17 protein-coding genes are annotated in these 15,763 nt (G+C 63.5%); 5 read left to right on the forward strand and 12 right to left on the reverse strand.

Annotation, left to right across the window (positions count from 1 at the left end):
* Positions 1-4: 4 nt before the first annotated feature.
* The 12 genes from HZY77_RS05175 to HZY77_RS05230 form a co-directional block, all read right to left on the reverse strand.
* On the reverse strand, positions 5-1,114 hold the full coding sequence (locus HZY77_RS05175) for a class I SAM-dependent methyltransferase (protein WP_296819434.1): 1,110 nt from the start codon (positions 1,112-1,114) through the stop codon (positions 5-7).
* 16 nt (positions 1,115-1,130) lie between these two features.
* Positions 1,131-2,282, reverse strand: coding sequence for an iron-containing alcohol dehydrogenase (locus HZY77_RS05180; RefSeq protein WP_296819437.1), 1,152 nt, complete (start codon positions 2,280-2,282; stop codon positions 1,131-1,133).
* A gap of 17 nt (positions 2,283-2,299) precedes the next feature.
* The gene (locus HZY77_RS05185) at positions 2,300-3,361 is read right to left on the reverse strand and encodes an FkbM family methyltransferase (protein WP_296819440.1); all 1,062 of its coding nucleotides are present in this window, start codon (positions 3,359-3,361) and stop codon (positions 2,300-2,302) included.
* Between the two features lie 12 nt (positions 3,362-3,373).
* Positions 3,374-4,654 (reverse strand): aspartate aminotransferase family protein, encoded by a 1,281-nt coding sequence (locus HZY77_RS05190; RefSeq protein ID WP_296819443.1) that lies wholly within the window; start codon positions 4,652-4,654, stop codon positions 3,374-3,376.
* Positions 4,655-4,673: 19 nt separating this feature from the next.
* Entirely contained in the window at positions 4,674-4,934 is a 261-nt protein-coding gene (locus tag HZY77_RS05195) for an acyl carrier protein (RefSeq protein WP_296819446.1), read from the reverse strand.
* A gap of 23 nt (positions 4,935-4,957) precedes the next feature.
* Entirely contained in the window at positions 4,958-6,085 is a 1,128-nt protein-coding gene (locus tag HZY77_RS05200) for a Gfo/Idh/MocA family oxidoreductase (RefSeq protein ID WP_296819451.1), read from the reverse strand.
* A 2-nt stretch (positions 6,086-6,087) separates the two neighbouring features.
* Positions 6,088-7,632, reverse strand: a complete 1,545-nt coding sequence (locus tag HZY77_RS05205) for a class I adenylate-forming enzyme family protein (protein ID WP_296819453.1) — start codon at positions 7,630-7,632, stop codon at positions 6,088-6,090.
* 7 nt (positions 7,633-7,639) lie between these two features.
* Complete coding sequence (locus HZY77_RS05210) at positions 7,640-8,332, reverse strand: DapH/DapD/GlmU-related protein (protein ID WP_296819455.1); 693 nt, start codon at positions 8,330-8,332, stop codon at positions 7,640-7,642.
* A 28-nt stretch (positions 8,333-8,360) separates the two neighbouring features.
* Entirely contained in the window at positions 8,361-9,485 is a 1,125-nt protein-coding gene (locus HZY77_RS05215) for a DegT/DnrJ/EryC1/StrS family aminotransferase (protein WP_296819458.1), read from the reverse strand.
* A gap of 332 nt (positions 9,486-9,817) precedes the next feature.
* On the reverse strand, positions 9,818-10,240 hold the full coding sequence (locus HZY77_RS05220) for a rhodanese-like domain-containing protein (protein WP_296819461.1): 423 nt from the start codon (positions 10,238-10,240) through the stop codon (positions 9,818-9,820).
* Between the two features lie 65 nt (positions 10,241-10,305).
* Positions 10,306-10,698 carry an HIT family protein gene (locus HZY77_RS05225; protein WP_296819464.1) on the reverse strand — a complete coding sequence of 131 codons (393 nt, stop codon included), beginning with the start codon at positions 10,696-10,698 and terminating at the stop codon, positions 10,306-10,308.
* Between the two features lie 111 nt (positions 10,699-10,809).
* Positions 10,810-11,724, reverse strand: coding sequence for a LysR family transcriptional regulator (locus tag HZY77_RS05230; RefSeq protein WP_296819467.1), 915 nt, complete (start codon positions 11,722-11,724; stop codon positions 10,810-10,812).
* A gap of 122 nt (positions 11,725-11,846) precedes the next feature.
* On the opposite strand from HZY77_RS05230, the gene HZY77_RS05235 reads away from it, so the two are divergent.
* From HZY77_RS05235 to ypfH, 5 genes are all read left to right on the forward strand, one after another.
* Positions 11,847-12,467, forward strand: a complete 621-nt coding sequence (locus HZY77_RS05235; RefSeq protein WP_296819469.1) for a YceI family protein — start codon at positions 11,847-11,849, stop codon at positions 12,465-12,467.
* 35 nt (positions 12,468-12,502) lie between these two features.
* A complete protein-coding gene (locus HZY77_RS05240) occupies positions 12,503-13,078 on the forward strand; it encodes a YceI family protein (protein WP_296819472.1) in 576 nt (191 codons plus the stop codon).
* Positions 13,079-13,115: 37 nt separating this feature from the next.
* Positions 13,116-13,913 carry a class III extradiol ring-cleavage dioxygenase gene (locus HZY77_RS05245; RefSeq protein ID WP_296819474.1) on the forward strand — a complete coding sequence of 266 codons (798 nt, stop codon included), beginning with the start codon at positions 13,116-13,118 and terminating at the stop codon, positions 13,911-13,913.
* Positions 13,914-13,943: 30 nt separating this feature from the next.
* Complete coding sequence (locus HZY77_RS05250; RefSeq protein ID WP_296819476.1) at positions 13,944-15,041, forward strand: NADH:flavin oxidoreductase/NADH oxidase; 1,098 nt, start codon at positions 13,944-13,946, stop codon at positions 15,039-15,041.
* 33 nt (positions 15,042-15,074) lie between these two features.
* Positions 15,075-15,752 carry an esterase gene (ypfH, locus tag HZY77_RS05255; RefSeq protein ID WP_296819478.1) on the forward strand — a complete coding sequence of 226 codons (678 nt, stop codon included), beginning with the start codon at positions 15,075-15,077 and terminating at the stop codon, positions 15,750-15,752.
* Positions 15,753-15,763 lie beyond the last annotated feature (11 nt).

Here is a 15,763-nt window from a genome sequence, read left to right on the forward strand (position 1 = left end):
CGCTTCAGCGCACGCCGGTACGGCGCAGAAACAGCGTGTCGCCGCTGACGAACGCCGAATCGTAGAAGGGGCTGCCGAGCAGTTCGTCGCCCACCCGCCGCGGGCCGTCGCCGAACGCCCACACATAGTCGTCCAGCAGCAGCCATCCGCCCTCGGCGAGATAAGGACTCCATAGCTCGACGTCCCGCCGCACGTGGTCGTAGCGATGGTTGGCGTCGACGTGCAGCAGGCTCAGCCGCCCGCTGACCGGGATGCTGCCCAGTTCGGGGCTGTGCAGCGCACCGCTGCGGATGGCCGCCTCATACTGGCCTGTCGCTTTCTCGGAGGTTGCGCGGATATACCCCATGTTGTCGAGCAGAGCTGCGGCATTCAGGAATACCCTGAAGATTCTTTCGCTGTCGATGTCCGTGTTGGCGAGTTCGACGTTGATGATCGCGGCGGCGGCGCCCTGGTCGGTCAGTTCGGCGGTGTTCCACGGATCGACGCAGATCATGCTGCCCAGTGTGTACTGGCGGGCCAGATAGCCCAGCGCAAACGCCGAGCGCCCGTACAGGCATCCCACTTCGAGCAGGTCGCCGGGCGGCAGCAGGCGGGCGATGTCGCACAAGGCACGTAGCTTCCCGACGTCGGAATCGCCGGGAATGCTCAGGAACTGGCGGTGCAGCGCGGAATACCGCGCGGGCGACAAGGGCGGACGGATCGCCTGGGGCATCGCAAGTCCGGCAAGCGGGGAGTCGGACGACATCAAGGCAGCCCACGCCTCGTGTGGCGCAAAGCGCCGCTGCGTCGCGGAAAACGGATCGGGGCTGCAGAGCGTGAAGCGGAAGCGGGCCGGGTGTGTTTTCAGGAGCGTGTCCAGATGGCGCCAGACGCCCTGATGCGGCGCATGGACCGTCGTCACCGCATGCTGCTCGAGCGCGTTCTGCAAGGCCTGGTCGAATGCCGGGTCGGTGATGAAGGGCAGCCGGGTGAAACCGTCGACCGCTTTGTCCCCGGGGCCGGCCATGGCGGAACTGGCGCCGACGACCGTGAGGCCGAGCGCCTTCGCGGTCCGGATGAAGACATCCGCGTCGTCGATATCGAGCGGGAAGATCAGTATGGTTGTCGTGTTCATGTCAGGCGATGCCGATTCAGCAGGCATGATGCGTCCAGTCGAGGATGCATCTGAGGTCGCGTGCGTCCAGGTTTGCGCGGGCGAGAAAATCCGTGTCGGCCGACAGCCGCGTCACCATCTGCGCTTTCTCCGCGTCGCTGAGCAGTGGATGCGGATCGCAGCCCATCAGCGCGAAGTGATCCAGGAAATAACGCCCCAGCTGACTCGAATCGGACAGCGCGAGCTTGTCGGCAAGCTGGCGCGATCGCGTGGCATAGGCGGGCTTGCCGGACAGCCAGACGAGCCAGCCCGGCATGACGACCCTGAGCGATGCCCCATGTGAAATGGGACGACGGGCGGCCAGCGCATGGGTCAGGGTGTGCAGGATCCACGGGACTTTCTTGCCGCAGGAAAACAGATAGGACAGCGAGAGCGTCGATGCAAACATGGTGTTGGCCCGAAAGCCGTACGAATCTTTCCAGGTTTGCAGTGCCGGCGTGTTCCTCAGCAGGTAGTGGATGGCTTCGAGAATGATCGCGTCGACGATTCCCGTGCTGTCCTCCATCGAAAAATACTGTTCCAGCAGATGGGACAGGATGTCGGTGTAGTTGTCGGCCAGCACCTGCGGTGGCAGCGTGATCGTGTAGTCGGGGTTGCAATAGGCAAAGCGCGGACGCGTGGACAGGCTGCTGAACGCGATCTTTTCGTTGTCGGCGCGGCGGCGGATGACGAAGCTGCCGTTGACCTCGGTGCCCGTTCCGGTGGTCGTCAGTACCACGCCGAGCGGCAGTGCGGGTGCGGCGAAACCCTGGCGCGCCGCGTGAACCGCCCAGATGTCGCGTGTCCGGTTGGCCGCCAGCAGGGCGATGGCCTTGGCGGCGTCGATCACCGAACCGCCACCGATCGCCAGGACGAAATCCACGCCGTGATCGAGTGCGAGTCCGGCGCCTGCCCCGACGAATGCGTCATCCGGGTCTTCCCGGCATCCGGGATGCTCGAGGTACGCGATGCCGCGCGCGTCGAGCAGGCCGGTGACGTCGTCGTAGCTGCCATTCGCGCGTGCGCTTTCGCGTCCATAGACCAGCAGCACCTTCGCAACGGGCTGTTCGTCCAGTTCCCGTTCCAGCAGCGATCGCGCGCCCGACCCGAACAGGATCCGGGTCGGCATGGAGAACGCGAAATCAAGCATGGGCGGACGCCGTGCAGTCAGACCGCATAGAGGACCGTTTCGATCGCGCTGATCGTGGAGTGATGTTTGACGTGCAGGCGGTAGCCATAGCGCTCGCTGATGATGACGGGGATCCTGAAGTAGTCGTCGAGGTTGTGGTACAGGCACAGGCACAATTTGGGGCGGTCGCGTTCGATCGTGCGATGCGCGCCCTGGACGACGCGTTGCTCCGAGCCTTCGACGTCGAGGGCGATCATCGACACCTTGCCCTCGATATAGTCGTCGATGGCGACGCCTTCGTGCTGATAGGTGCTGTTGGCCGCGTCCGTGGTGACGTGCGCGTCGAGCCCGGAATTGGACATGTCGTCGTCGAAGCTCAGCAGCGTGTTCTCGCTCCAGAGGATCTTGTTGTGGATCGTCACCTGCGGTGCGGCCTTGAATTTTTCCCGGAGGTAGGCCGACCAGGTCTTGCTGGGCTCGAAGGCCGCGATGCGGATGGCGGGGTTGTTTTCGAGGGCGCGGTCGAGATGCTTGCCGTTGAAGGCGCCGGCAAAGACGAGCTGGCCGGAGGCGTCGAGCCGTTCGTTGATGTCGTTGCCGAAATACGGGCTGGCGCTGAAGAGTGACTGGTCCCAGAGCCGTCCGCACAGGATGTTTTCGATGCAGCCCCGGTAGGTCTTCTTCGACACCGGATCGGCGAGCAGGCCGATGGCCCGGTCGCACTGGTCCAAGTTTTTCTGCAGGTAGTCGTAGACCTCGAAGGTCCGGCAATGGAACAGCGGGAAATAATATAGCTCGCTTGCCACCACCCTGGCCTGCAGTTCGAGCAGGCCGGCCGTGATGATGATCACGGTGTCCTTGGGCAGCATGGCCTGCACGTCCTTGAAAGGCAGGACGGGGATGCCCCAGAGCGTCTTCTCGGCGATCTCGCGCGTGCTGTCACAGACACCGTAAGGCGTGGGCAGGAGCTTGCCGTCGCCGCAGTACTGCTCGACGAAGCCCTTGAGCCGTCGCCCGGCGCCCCACAGGATGAGCTTTTTCCCCTGCAGGCCCTTGATCGTGTTGGCCAGGTAAGTCGTGTCGATCTCTGAAAATAACATGGAGGTCGCTCGCTAGAGAGGTTGATCGAGTGTGGCCTGGAACTGGGCCAGCGTGGCCTTCAATCGGTCCGCAANAANATCGAAGTCCGCCTCGGTCGCGGCGTAGTTCGGCAGCAGGCGGATGGTGCGACCGAGATTGCAATGCTGGAGTAGCAAGCCGTTCTGCTGCGCCAGCCTGCAGAAAAGATCGCCCGCCTGCTTGCTGTCGAGCCGGCCCGTGTCGCTCAGGTCGAATGCACACATCAGTCCCTGGCCGCGGGGATTGCCGATAAGAGAGGATTCGGCAGCAATCGCGCCGAGTTTAGCCAGGAGGTAGGCGCCGGAGGTGCGGTTCCGTTCGAGCAGGCCGCGGGTCTCGATCTCGTCGATCAGGTGGGACACCAGGGCGCCGGCATACGACTCGTTCTGGTGGGAACTGAAATACTCCATCGCGAACTTCGCATGGGGAACGGTATGGCCGTTGGCAATGACGCAGGAGACCGGGTAGCCCATTCCCATGGCTTTTGCGGACACGACGAAATCGGGCACGCATCCGAGCTGCTGATAGTAGAACCAGCTGCCCGTCCTGCCGAAGCCGGTCTGGCATTCGTCGAAGATCAGGAAGATGCCGTTGTCGTCGCAGAGTTTTCGGATCGCCTGGAAATACCGGCGCGACGGAAAGTAGAATCCGCCACCCGAGATGATGGGCTCGAAGATCGCCGCGGCGATGTCGTCGGCGGAGTCATCGAGGATCTGGCGGAACGCCTCGATGCAACTGTCGGTTTCCGCGTCGTCATCGCCATGGCTGCGCGGCGCCGGCGTGACGTAGGAATGCTCGACCGGCGGCCGGATCCGGTCGCGCGACATCGAGTACGCGGCGCTGCCGTGCGTCAGTCCGTGATAGGCCTTGTCGAAGGCGATGACGCCCGGCTTCTCCTTGATGTGCTTCGCGTACTTGAGACAGCATTCGACGGCCTCCGCGCCGGTCGACAGGAAGAGGATCCGACCGTTCATCTCCGGGGCGCGGTCATGAATCTGCTTGGCGGCCAGCAAGACCGACCGGGTCAGGGTGGACGTGTCCGTGTCCTGCAGGGTCTGGGAAATCTCCTGCATCTTGCGGGCGACGCCGGGGTCGGAGTGGCCCAGCACGGCGCAGAACTGGCCGCTGTTCAAATCCAGATACGGGTTGCCATCCGCGTCCCAGACGTAGCTGCCCTGCCCTCGCACCAGGACGATGTCGCGGAAGCTCAGCACGGGAAGCATGTAGCGCCCGTATTCGGCAAGCAGGGACGCGTTGTTGTCTGGTTGGCTCATGTCAGGTGGCTCAATGGCATCAAGGTGCGGGGGATCGATCGCATTTGCCTTCGATCAATGCAACCAGTCCGCCGACGGTCTTTGCCTGGTCGCCCAGCATGTCCGCTTCCGAGAACTGGATGCCGAAGCGCTCTTCGATGCGGAAGACGAATTTGATGAAGGCGAGCGAATCGATATGGCCGACGTCGAGATATCGGTAGGCGGGCAGCGCGGCAGGTTCCGGGACTGCGCCTTTTTCTTCGAGCAGTTGCACGATGAAATCGTAAATAGGTGAGGACATGGCGTTCGTCTGGTCGGGGCGCGTCATACCGTTTCCCACTTTCGTGTCTGCGCCGATCGGGAAATGGCCTCCAGGAAACGCAGGCCTTCTTCCGATTCCTGGGCGCCGTAGACGAACGCGTTGCGCGTCATGGCGCCGGATTGATGCTGGCGCAGCTGGTCGGCAATATCGGCGTAGAGATTGGCGAAAGCCTCGATGAACCCGGAGGGATGGCCGGATTTGAAACGGTTGTAGCGCAGCTGCCTGGCCAGGTCGGCATCGCCGGACCCGCGGTCGATGAGCAGCCTGCGGCCGTCGGCCTGGCTGAACAGCAGATCCTCGGGCTGCATCTGGAACCACTCGGCGCTGGCGAGACTGCCGTAGACGCGTATGCGCAGGCCATTGCGGTTACCGAGCGCCGTTTNTCCGAACCAGGACTGTACCCGCAGGTCGTCTTCGTAGTGCGCAAGGCAATAGACGTTGTCGATGATGTCGCCGAACTGGCCATAAGTGGCCTGATCGCCGATGACTTCGAGCGGCGCCTTGCCCCNCGTCAGGAAATGGACCAGATGATGGGCGTGCACGCCGAGATCGAGCGACACCGTGGGAACGGCATGGTCCTTGAGGCGCCAGGCTTGCGGCGCAGCCGCCTGCCGCAGGAAGCCTTCCTGGGGAATCTCGATCTGGATCTGCTGCAGGCGCCCCAGCTGGCCGTCGGCGATCATGCAGCGCAATTCGCGCACCATCGGGTAGCCGGAATAGTTGTAGGTGACCGCCAGGAAGCCGCGGTTGCGGTCCACGGCTTCGCCGATGCGCCGGCACGCTTCGCTGGACACCGCCAGGGCCTTCTCGCAAATGACCGGATAGCCCGCATCGAGCGCCGCTATCACGCTATCCCGGTGATCCGGCGTCGGCGTCAGTACCAGGATGGCATCGAGCGCTTGCCTCTCGTTTTCCAGCAGCGCGTGCCAGGTGGCGTGCGTGCGCTCGGCAGGGATACCGTACGTCCGCGCCGTCTCCTCGTTAACGTCGGCACGCCGGCTGAAGCACCCGCTGTCCACGCGGAAATGGCCGTCCAGCCGGCTGGAGTTGTAGTGCGTGTAGCCCACGGCCGAATTCAGGGCGCCGCCGATGAAGCCCAGTCGCAGCGNGGGAAGTTGGGTATGGGCCATGCTTATCCTTTATGCAGGCCGGTTGAATAGGCCTGTCGCAGTGCAGGTTTGTCGAGTTTACCCATTGCGTTCCGCGGAAGCGCATCGACGACGAAGAAGCGGCGCGGCTGCTGGAAGTCCCCGAGGCGCTGCATACACAGCCGTTGCAGGTCGCGCAACTCCGGTGGGACATCCGGCGCATGGAAGGCGACGACCACGCCAACCACTTCACCCAGATGCTCGTCCGGCAGCGGAATGGCCGCGCATTCCCTGACTGCTGGGTGGCTGGCGACCACGTCCTCGATGTCCTTCGGATAGACGTTGATGCCGCCGCTGATGATGATGTCCTTGATCCGCCCAAGGAAGTACAGAAAACCCTCGCTGTCCATCCTGCCGAGATCGCCGGTACGGAAATAGTCCCNCCACATCGCGGCCTGCGTGGCGGCCGGCTGGGCATAGTAACCGCTGAACAGCATGGGTGTGCGGCACGCGATTTCGCCCGGCGTGTCCGGCGCTGCCGGCTGCCCGTTTTCGTCGAGGATCAGCACGTCCGTTCCCGGAATGGCGGTGCCGACCGAGCCCAGTTTGCGAGACGCCGCGCCGGGTGCCAGGTTGGTGGCAATGGCGACCTCCGACGCGCCATAGCACTCGTGAAATTCACAGGACAGGTGGGCCAGCAGCCTGGCCTTCGTTTCATCGTCCAGGAGTGCGGAAGAAGACACCAGGCAGCGCAGCGATGGCAGCGTTTCCTGGCTGGCGATCAAGGCGTCCAGTATTTGCCTGAGCTGGGACGAAACCGCGATGGAGAAGGTCACGCCATGTTCGCGGACCGTGGCGATCCAGCTGGCCGGAGTGAAGTGCGCCATGACGATGCTCGTCCNCCCGGAAATCAACGGCATCAGCACCAGACGTTGCGCCAGGGAATGATAAAGCGGGGTGGCGGCCAGCGTCACGTCGTCCGCAGTAACGCCGTACAACTCGGCAGCCGCCGCGGCGCGAAGCCGCTTGGTACGCTGGCTGAGGAGGATGGGCTTGGGCTGTCCGGTGGAGCCGGAGGTAAGCACCATGAGATACGGCAACGTCTCCGACAACGAGGGCGCCGGCCCGGGCGTAGCGCGGCCTGTCTCGATCAGCGCCTGCACGGATGTCCAGCCTTCCCGGACACCGCCGGCCACGACACGCATACCGCCGGGCGGGAGACGCAGGCCGGCCAGATTGGAAATCGCACCGGCCCATGCGATCAGATGCCGGACATCGGCGGCCTTGAAGGTGGCGGCCAGCGCTTCCGCGCCCAATCCCATGCTCTGGGGCACGATGACCACGCCGAGGCGCGCACCGGCGAGCAGGGCCAGGACAAACTCGGCGCAATTTGGCAGCATCACGCCGAGATGGTCGCCCGCACGCACCCCGGCAATCGACAGGCCATCCGCCAGCGCATCCACCTCCCGCAGCAGGTCGCGATAGATGTAGCGGGCGTTGCCCACCACGAGCGCCAGCTTGTCGGGGCTGTGTTCGGCGGCATGCCGGAAGTGCCCATAGAGGGCTGCAGGGTGCGATGAAGTCAGCATGGGTATGCTAACGGGCAGAGCGGGCGATAAATTGAAGAAAAGTCTGGCTCGATAGCGGAAAGCGTTCGCCGCTCGCCGAAACATACACCTCGTCGGCGAGCGTGTTCCGGGTCACCAGCGTGTTGGCGCCCACGAAGCACTGCCTGCCGATCCGGATGTTGTCGCCGACGGTAGCGTTGATGCCGAGGAAGCAGGCGTCCCCGATCACGGTCTCGCCCCCGATGGCAACGCCCGAATTGATCCAGCAGGCGTCGCCGATGCGGCAACCATGCCCGATCGACACATTGCTGGCAATGAAGACGCTGTTGCCGATCTGCGTATAGGGGTGGATGGCGGCATGATCGAGGATGATGGTGTTCTCGCCCACCGACACGCTGGCGTGGCGCACCACGGAGGCGTGGACATAGCTGGCGAAGGCGTAGCCCTTGGCCAGGCCTTCCCGGTACTTGCGGACCCGCAAGTCATTCATCTCCCGATAGCCGACAGCGATGATCAGGCAATGGTCTGCCGGCGGGTAGTCCGTCTCGATGTCATCGAACGGGATGACGGGAAGGCCTTCGATGAAGGGATCGGCCAGGACGGAGCGGTCGACCGTAAACGCCACAACCTCGTACTCCAGTCGCGCAAACTCCAGAAACATGCGTGCCATCTGGCCATTGCCATAGATGATCAGTTTTTTATTTCCCGACGCAGCGGTCATGCGCCCATCCTTTCCATGACGCTCTGTTCTACATGCATGACTGCGCTGCAATCAGCCGGGTAATGGTGTCGATCTGCCTGTCGTCCAGGTTCGGGTAAATCGGCAGGCACAAGATTTNTTCCGCGGCCTCGACCGCAACCGGGAGATTGTCGGGATGCGCGGAGGNGAGTCCTCGATACATCGAGAAATCCGAAATCAACGGATAAAAATAACGGCGCGGGTGGATGCCGTTGTCCTTGAGTGTCTGGTGAAGGTCGTCCCGGCTGATCGGGTAGTCGGCCTCGACCAGAATCGGGAAATAGGCGAAATTGGAAATATCTCCGCGTTCCGCCGGCATGCATTGGATCCCCTTCACCGCTTCCAGGCGTTTGCGATAGGCCGCGTCGATTTCCCTGCGCCGCGCAAGCGCCTGGTCGATATATTTCAATTGGAGCATGCCCAGTGCCGCATTGAACTCGCTCATCTTGCCGTTGATGCCGGGGGCGACGACTGCCACCTCGCTCACATGGCCAAAATTCTTCAGATGGTCGATGCGCGTTTTGGTCTTGGCATCCGGGCAGACGATCGCCCCGCCCTCGAAGGTATTGAACACCTTGGTGGCATGAAAGCTCAGCACCGACAGATCGCCATGCCGCAGGATGCTGCCGCCTGCGTCGCGTACGCCGAACGCATGCGCCGCATCGTAGATGACCTTGAGGTTGTAGTTGTCGGCGATGTTCTGGATGGCCTCGACATCGCACGGGCGGCCGTAGCAATGCACGGGCATGATGGCCGTAGTCTGCGGCGTGATCGCGGCCTCGAGCCTCGCCGGGTCGAGATTGAGCGTGTCGCGGTCGACGTCCACGAACACGGGCTTGATGCCGTTCCAGAGCAGGGAATGCGATGTGGCCACGAAGGAATAAGGCGTGGTGATGACCTCACCCGTGATGCGCAAGGATTGCAATGCCGTGATCAGGGCGATCGTGCCGTTGGTGAACAGGGCGATGTGCTCGACGCCCAGGTACTCGCCCAGCGCCTGTTCCAGTTGCTGATGGAAGGGGCCATTGTTGGTGAGCTGCTTGCTCTCCCAGATTTNTTCCAGGTACGGGATGAACTCGTCCAGGGGCGGCAGATAGGGTTGCGTGACGTAAATCTGTTCCGGATCAGTGCTCATCGATCAACCTTGGTATATCAATCGTTCGCTACAGGAAAACGCGCGTGTTCATATATCTATTATGGGGCGCCTGGTGCGGGCGTGACTTCATGAACGACTCAGGCCGGGCAACCTGAAGCCGCACGTAGTCTGAGAGCAGACCCGATGCCCGATGATAATGGCTTCTTCGAAGGATTTGTTGGATTGGGAAGGCCAGTCCGTTCGGCAAAAGCTTGCGGAAACGCTTCGCCTGTCCTGTCCGAGGCCCGATGAAACGGGCATGCCCAATGCTGCAAGGCCCGCATCACTGCGGGCCTTGCAGGTTTCAGGTGTCGGCGTTTCCGCCTGCCGGATCAATACGTGGCCTCGTGGACCTGCGGCATGCCGTCGTCCACCCAGCGGGTATAGCCGCCTTCCATGTTCAAAACGTTCTTGAATCCCATCATCTGCAGCACGGCGGCCGTCATGGCGGAACGTCCGCCGGTGGCGCAGTAGACAACGATCTGACGGTCGCGGGCGGCGGCCAGTTCGGGCAGGTGCTTGGGATAGGCGGGGTCGGCAGCCGCCTCGATGATGCCGCGCGGCACCAGCTGCGCGCCCTTGATGTGGCCCGTCTCGAATTCGCCATGTTCGCGCACGTCGAGCAGCAGCAGGTCCTCCCTCGCATTGAGTTTGTCCAGCAGCGCCTGCGNGGTGATTTCCCTGACGCAGGATTTGGCAGCGCGGACGAAATCCATCAGGCTCATGGGCTGTTCGGGTTTGAAGGTGTTGTACATCGCGGGTGGTCCAGGATCGGGTTGTTGAAAGGCCGAAAAATATCAGATTGCAGCGCCGGGCACACTCATGCCCAGTACTTCGCCTTGTCCGGCAACACCCAGCGCACGCCGCCGCGCGGATCTTCCTTGTCGCCGCGGTAGCGCGGGATGAGATGGATGTGTAGATGCGGGACGGTCTGGCCGCCGGCCGGGCCGTGGTTGATGCCGATGTTGTAGCCGTCAGGCTGGTGGTGCTTGTCGAGGATGTCCTTCGCTTGTGCCAGCATGCCGAGCAGCGCAGTCTGCTCGGCTTCGGTGGCCTCGAACAGGGTGGCGACATGACGGCGCGGAATGATCACCGTATGGCCGAGCGAGACGGGAAACCCGTCGCGATAGGCTACGGTGAGTTCATCTTCGGCAACGATGCGGTGCGGGTCGAGCTGGCAAANAGGACAGGGTTTGGTTTCAGGTGCGGTCATGCCTTGGATGTACTCGTGTTGTTGGTGCGGTCGGGATAGGGCCGAGTTTACCCGATGCGTTCACGCAGACGCGGTTGGCGCCCTCATCGACAGGATCGCCCTAGCGCGACGCTACCCCTTGGGCAGGATTTCGTCCCAGGGCGGTTTGCTGCCGATCCGCTGGGCCAGGTATTCAACCAGGGCCCGGACGCGGTGCGGCACGTAGCGATTGCTCGGAAAGACCGCGTAGATTCCCAGTTCAGGCGCGCGAAACGCCGGCAGCAGGATATCCAGGCTATGTTCGCGTACCGCCGTTTCGACGATGAACGTGGGAAGATAAGTGATCCCGAGCCCGCCTATCGCGGCAGCGAGCAGGGCGTCGCCGCTGTTGGCCTCGAGCCGGCCGGCAACGGGAAACCACTCGGTCTTGCCATCGAGGCTAAAGGCCCAGCTCGAGCGCGTGGCGAGCACATAGCCGAAGCACTCATGCCGGATCAGGTCCTTCGGGTGACGCGGACGGCCATGGCGCTTGATATAACCGGGTGCGGCCACCACGACGCTCCGGCTGCTGCCGATCTTGCGCGCCACGTCGCCCGGCTCCAGCCGGTCGGTGATGCGGATGGCCAGATCGAAGCCGCCTTCAATCAGGTTGGTACGACGGTCGCTAAATTCCAGTTCAATCGTGATCTCGGGATTCGCAGCCATGAAGTCACCGAACATCGGCATCAACTGGCGAATGCCGAAGGAGAACGGCAAGGTGATGCGGAGGTGACCGCGCGGCGCTTGACTGTCCTCGGTCAGGCCGGCTTCGGCGGCATCCACCAGCCCGAGGATCTCGCGGCATTTTTCCAGGTAGGTGGCTCCGGCCGACGTGAGGCTCAGGCGTCGTGTGCTGCGGGCCAGCAGCTTCGTTCCGAGGTGTGCTTCGAGCGCCGCCACCTGCCGCGTCACCACCGAGCGTGCCACGTTCATCTGTTGCGCGACGGCGGAGAAGCTGCCGAGTTCGGCCACCCGCACGAAGAGCCGCATGCTGTCGAGTCGGTCCATGTATGCCTCCGTCCGATTGTTGTCTTATGAGCAACAATAATTTGCCAAATGTAGCCTATTTCTCCAATCCCGGCTTGCGTACAGTGAACCTATCGTCTCGTCCGTACTCTGGAGTTCAGATCATGAATCTCACCGCTCGCGCTTCCTTCTTAAGCCTCATGAAACCTGGCACGCGGCACGTTGCGCCGTTCGTCGGCCTGGCCGCCCTGCTGCTGTCGGCGGGTGCCCAGGCCATCGAGTTCAACCAGCTGCTGGCCGACAAGAGCGCAGTGAGCTTTGCATACAAGCAGATGAACGTGCCGCTCGATGGCGGATTCAAGCGCTTCGGCGGCCGGATCAACTTCGATCCGGCGAAGCCGGCGCTCGCCAAGGCTGAAATCGACATCGAGCTCGCCAGCATCGATACCGGCTCCGAGGAAGGCAACGACGAAGTGGCCGGCAAGCTCTGGTTCAACACCAAGCAATTTCCCGTCGCGCGTTTCGTGTCCACCTCGATCAAGCCACTGGGCAACAATCGCTTCGAAGTGGCCGGCAAGATGAGCATCAAGGGCCGCACACTCGATACGAAAACGCCCGCCACGTTCAGGCAGGAAGGCAATCTCGGCGTGTTCGAAGGCAGTTTCGCGCTGAAGCGCGGCGACTACGGCATCGGCGAAGGCATGTGGGCCGACTACGGCACCGTCGCCAACGAAGTGCAGATCAAATTCCGGCTGGTTGCCGCTGCGGCAGCCGGCAAGAAGTAGTGCGTCCCATCCCTCATTCACCCAGGAGAATCCCCATGAAGAAACTCGTCATCGCCCTTGCCTTCGCTTCCGTCGCCGCCAGCGCGTTCGCCGCGCCGGAAACCTACGTCATCGACCCCACGCATACCCAGCCGCGCTTCGAGTACAACCACTTCGGCTACTCGAACCAGGTGCACAGCTTCGACAAGACCAGCGGCACGATCGTCTACGACAAGGCCGCCAAGACGGGCTCTGTGGACGTCACCATCGACGCCAAGTCAGTGAACACCGGCTACCCCCTACTGAACCAGCACATCCAGGACGAGGATTTCTTCGATACCGCGAAGTACCCGACCATCACGTTCAAATCGACGTCCGTGAAATTCGACGGCGACAAGCCGGTGTCGGTCGACGGCAACCTGACGATCAAGGGCATCACCAAGCCGGTGACGCTGACCATCACCTCGTTCCAGGCGATGCCGCATCCCATCATGAAGAAGGACGCGATCGGCGCCAACGCAATAACCAAGATCAAGCGTACCGAATTCAACATGGGCAAATACGCACCCTATGTGTCCGATGACGTGACCCTCGAGATCCCGATGGAAGCGGTCGCGGTCAACAAGCAGTAATCCGCCGCTGACTCTCTGGCGGAGAAAGGAGTCCGATATGTCTCATCTGCCCGTCGTGTTCGTGTCCCACGGCGCCCCCGATGCCCTGCTGAAGGCGCCGGAGGCCGTGGCCTGTTGGCGCGATATCGGTCGGGCGATTCCGCGGCCGACGGCGATTCTTGCGATTTCGGCGCACTGGGAAGCGCGCCAGGCCACGGCCAGCCTGTCAGGTGCGCCGGAGACAATCCACGACTTCTCGGGTTTCTCGCCAGACCTGTATGCCATGCAGTATCCCGCGCCAGGCGCGCCGGCACTGGCCGAACGCGCCGTCGCCCTGCTGTCCGCTGCCGGCGCGCCGGCGGAGCTGCACCCCAGCCGCGGACTGGACCACGGCGCCTGGGTGCCGCTGTCGGCAATGTTTCCGCAGGCCGACGTCCCGGTCACGCAACTCTCGCTGGTGCGCAACGCCGGCCCGGCCGCCCATTTCGCGCTGGGACAGGCGCTGGCGCCGCTGCGCGAGGAAGGCGTGCTCATCGTCGCCACCGGTTCGATCACGCATAACTTCGGCTGGCTGGACTGGCAGGCGACTGGAGACCCGACGCCGGTTCCACAGGCGAAGAGCTTTGCCGACTGGGTCGCCGCGCGCGTCGCGGCACAGGATGTCGCGGCCCTGCTGGACTATCGTTCAGCNCCCCATGGTTCGGCGTCGCACCCGACCGAAGAACACTTCCTGCCGTTNTTCGTCGCCCTGGGCGCCGCGGACGGCGATCGGCCCACGCGCCATCAACCTCCCTTCACCTATGGCGGCCTCGCCATGGACGCCTATGTGTGGTGTGACCCGGCGGAAGCCAATTAGTCCATTGACCCCTTAAAGGAACCCATCATCGTGAGCATCTTGTTTTCTCCCATCACACTCGGCAGCCAGGTTCTGGACAACCGCGTCGTCATCGCCCCCATGTGCCAGTATTCGGCCGACGAGGGTCGTGCGACCGACTGGCACCAGATCCACCTGGGGCACCTGGCCCTGTCCGGCGCCGGCCTGATGTTCATCGAGGCCACGGCAGTTGCGCCGGAGGGCCGCATCTCGCCCGCCGACCTGGGGCTCTGGTCGGACGAGACGGAGGCGGCGCTAGCACACGTCCTCCAGTCGATCCGCCGGCATTCNCCGATTCCCATCGCCATCCAGCTGGCGCATGCCGGCCGCAAGGCCTCCACTGAGGTGCCGTGGGCCGGTGGGCAGTCGATCGCGCCGGCCAGCGGCGGCTGGCAAACCGTCGCGCCGTCCGCCCTGCCCTATGCGGCAGACGANCCCCGCCCGGCCGCCCTCGATGAAGCCGGACTCGCACGCATCCGCAACGATTTCGTGGCTGCGGCGCAGCGTGCGCAGCGGCTGGGCTTCAACGTGATCGAACTGCACGCGGCACATGGCTATCTGCTGCACCAGTTCCTGTCGCCCCTGTCGAATACCCGCGACGACCGCTACGGCGGCACGCTGGAAAATCGCATGAGATTTCCACTCGAGGTGTTCGACGCTCTCCGCGCCGCCGTGCCGGATGACACGCCGGTGGGCATCCGGATTTCCGCCACCGACTGGGTGGAGGGTGGCTGGGATATCGAGCAGAGCGTCGCGTTCGCACAGGAACTGCAGCGCCACGGTTGCGCGTTCATCGACGTGTCCAGCGGCGGACTCTCTCCCTTGCAGGACATCCCGGTCGGACCGGGCTACCAGGTCGGCTTCGCCGACAGAATCCGGCGCGAAACCGGACTGCCCACGATCGCTGTGGGCCTGATCACCGAGCCCGAGCAGGCGGAAACGATCCTCGCCTCGGGCCAGGCCGACATGGTGGCGCTCGCTCGCGGTATGCTGTACGACCCGCGCTGGCCCTGGCACGCAGCGGCGACACTCGGCGGCCAGGTCGATGCGCCGAAACAGTACTGGCGTTCCCAGCCGCGGGTCTACAAAGACCTGTTCAAGCCGGGATAAAACAGCCTGCCGGACCGGCAGCGGAGACAGCACATGAGCGAACACGACTTTCAAGGAATCGAATTGCTGCCCGCCACGCTGCCGGTCCGGCAGCTTTTCATTGTGCTGCACGGCGCGGGCAGGACGCCNCCGGACATGCTGCCGCTGACCGACACGCTCGGTGCCGCCTTTCCCCAGGCCGCGTTCCTGCTGCCCGAAGGCATCGCCGCGTTCGACGGACACGACAGCGGCAGGCAATGGTTCTCCCTCGATGGCTTGAACGACGGCAACCGGGCCGCCCGGGTAGCCGCGGCCATGCCGGCGCTGCACGCGCTGATTCGACAGGCCCAGGATCATCTCAAGGTGATGCAGCCGGACACGGCGCTGGTCGGCTTCTCGCAGGGCGCGATCATGGCGCTGGAATACGGCATTGCGCATGATGGCGGTGTCGGCCGGGTCCTGGCGTTTTCCGGTCGCTTTGCGACGCTGCCCGACCGGGCGCCCGAATTCACGACCTTGCACGTGTTGCACGGAAAAGACGACCCGATCATCCCGGTCGAGCATGCCTATGCCGCCTATGAACGGCTCATGCAGTGCCAGGGAGACGCCACGCTGGACGTGGCCTCGCCGGTCGGGCACGAACTCCATCCCGCCCTGATCGACCGCGCCCTCCATCGCCTGCAGACCTGCATTCCGCTGCGCACCTGGAAAAACGCGCTGAACGGCGCCTGACGCGGACGCTT

The organism is Thiobacillus sp. (assembly GCF_013693775.1).
GTDB lineage: Bacteria > Pseudomonadota > Gammaproteobacteria > Burkholderiales > Thiobacillaceae > Thiobacillus.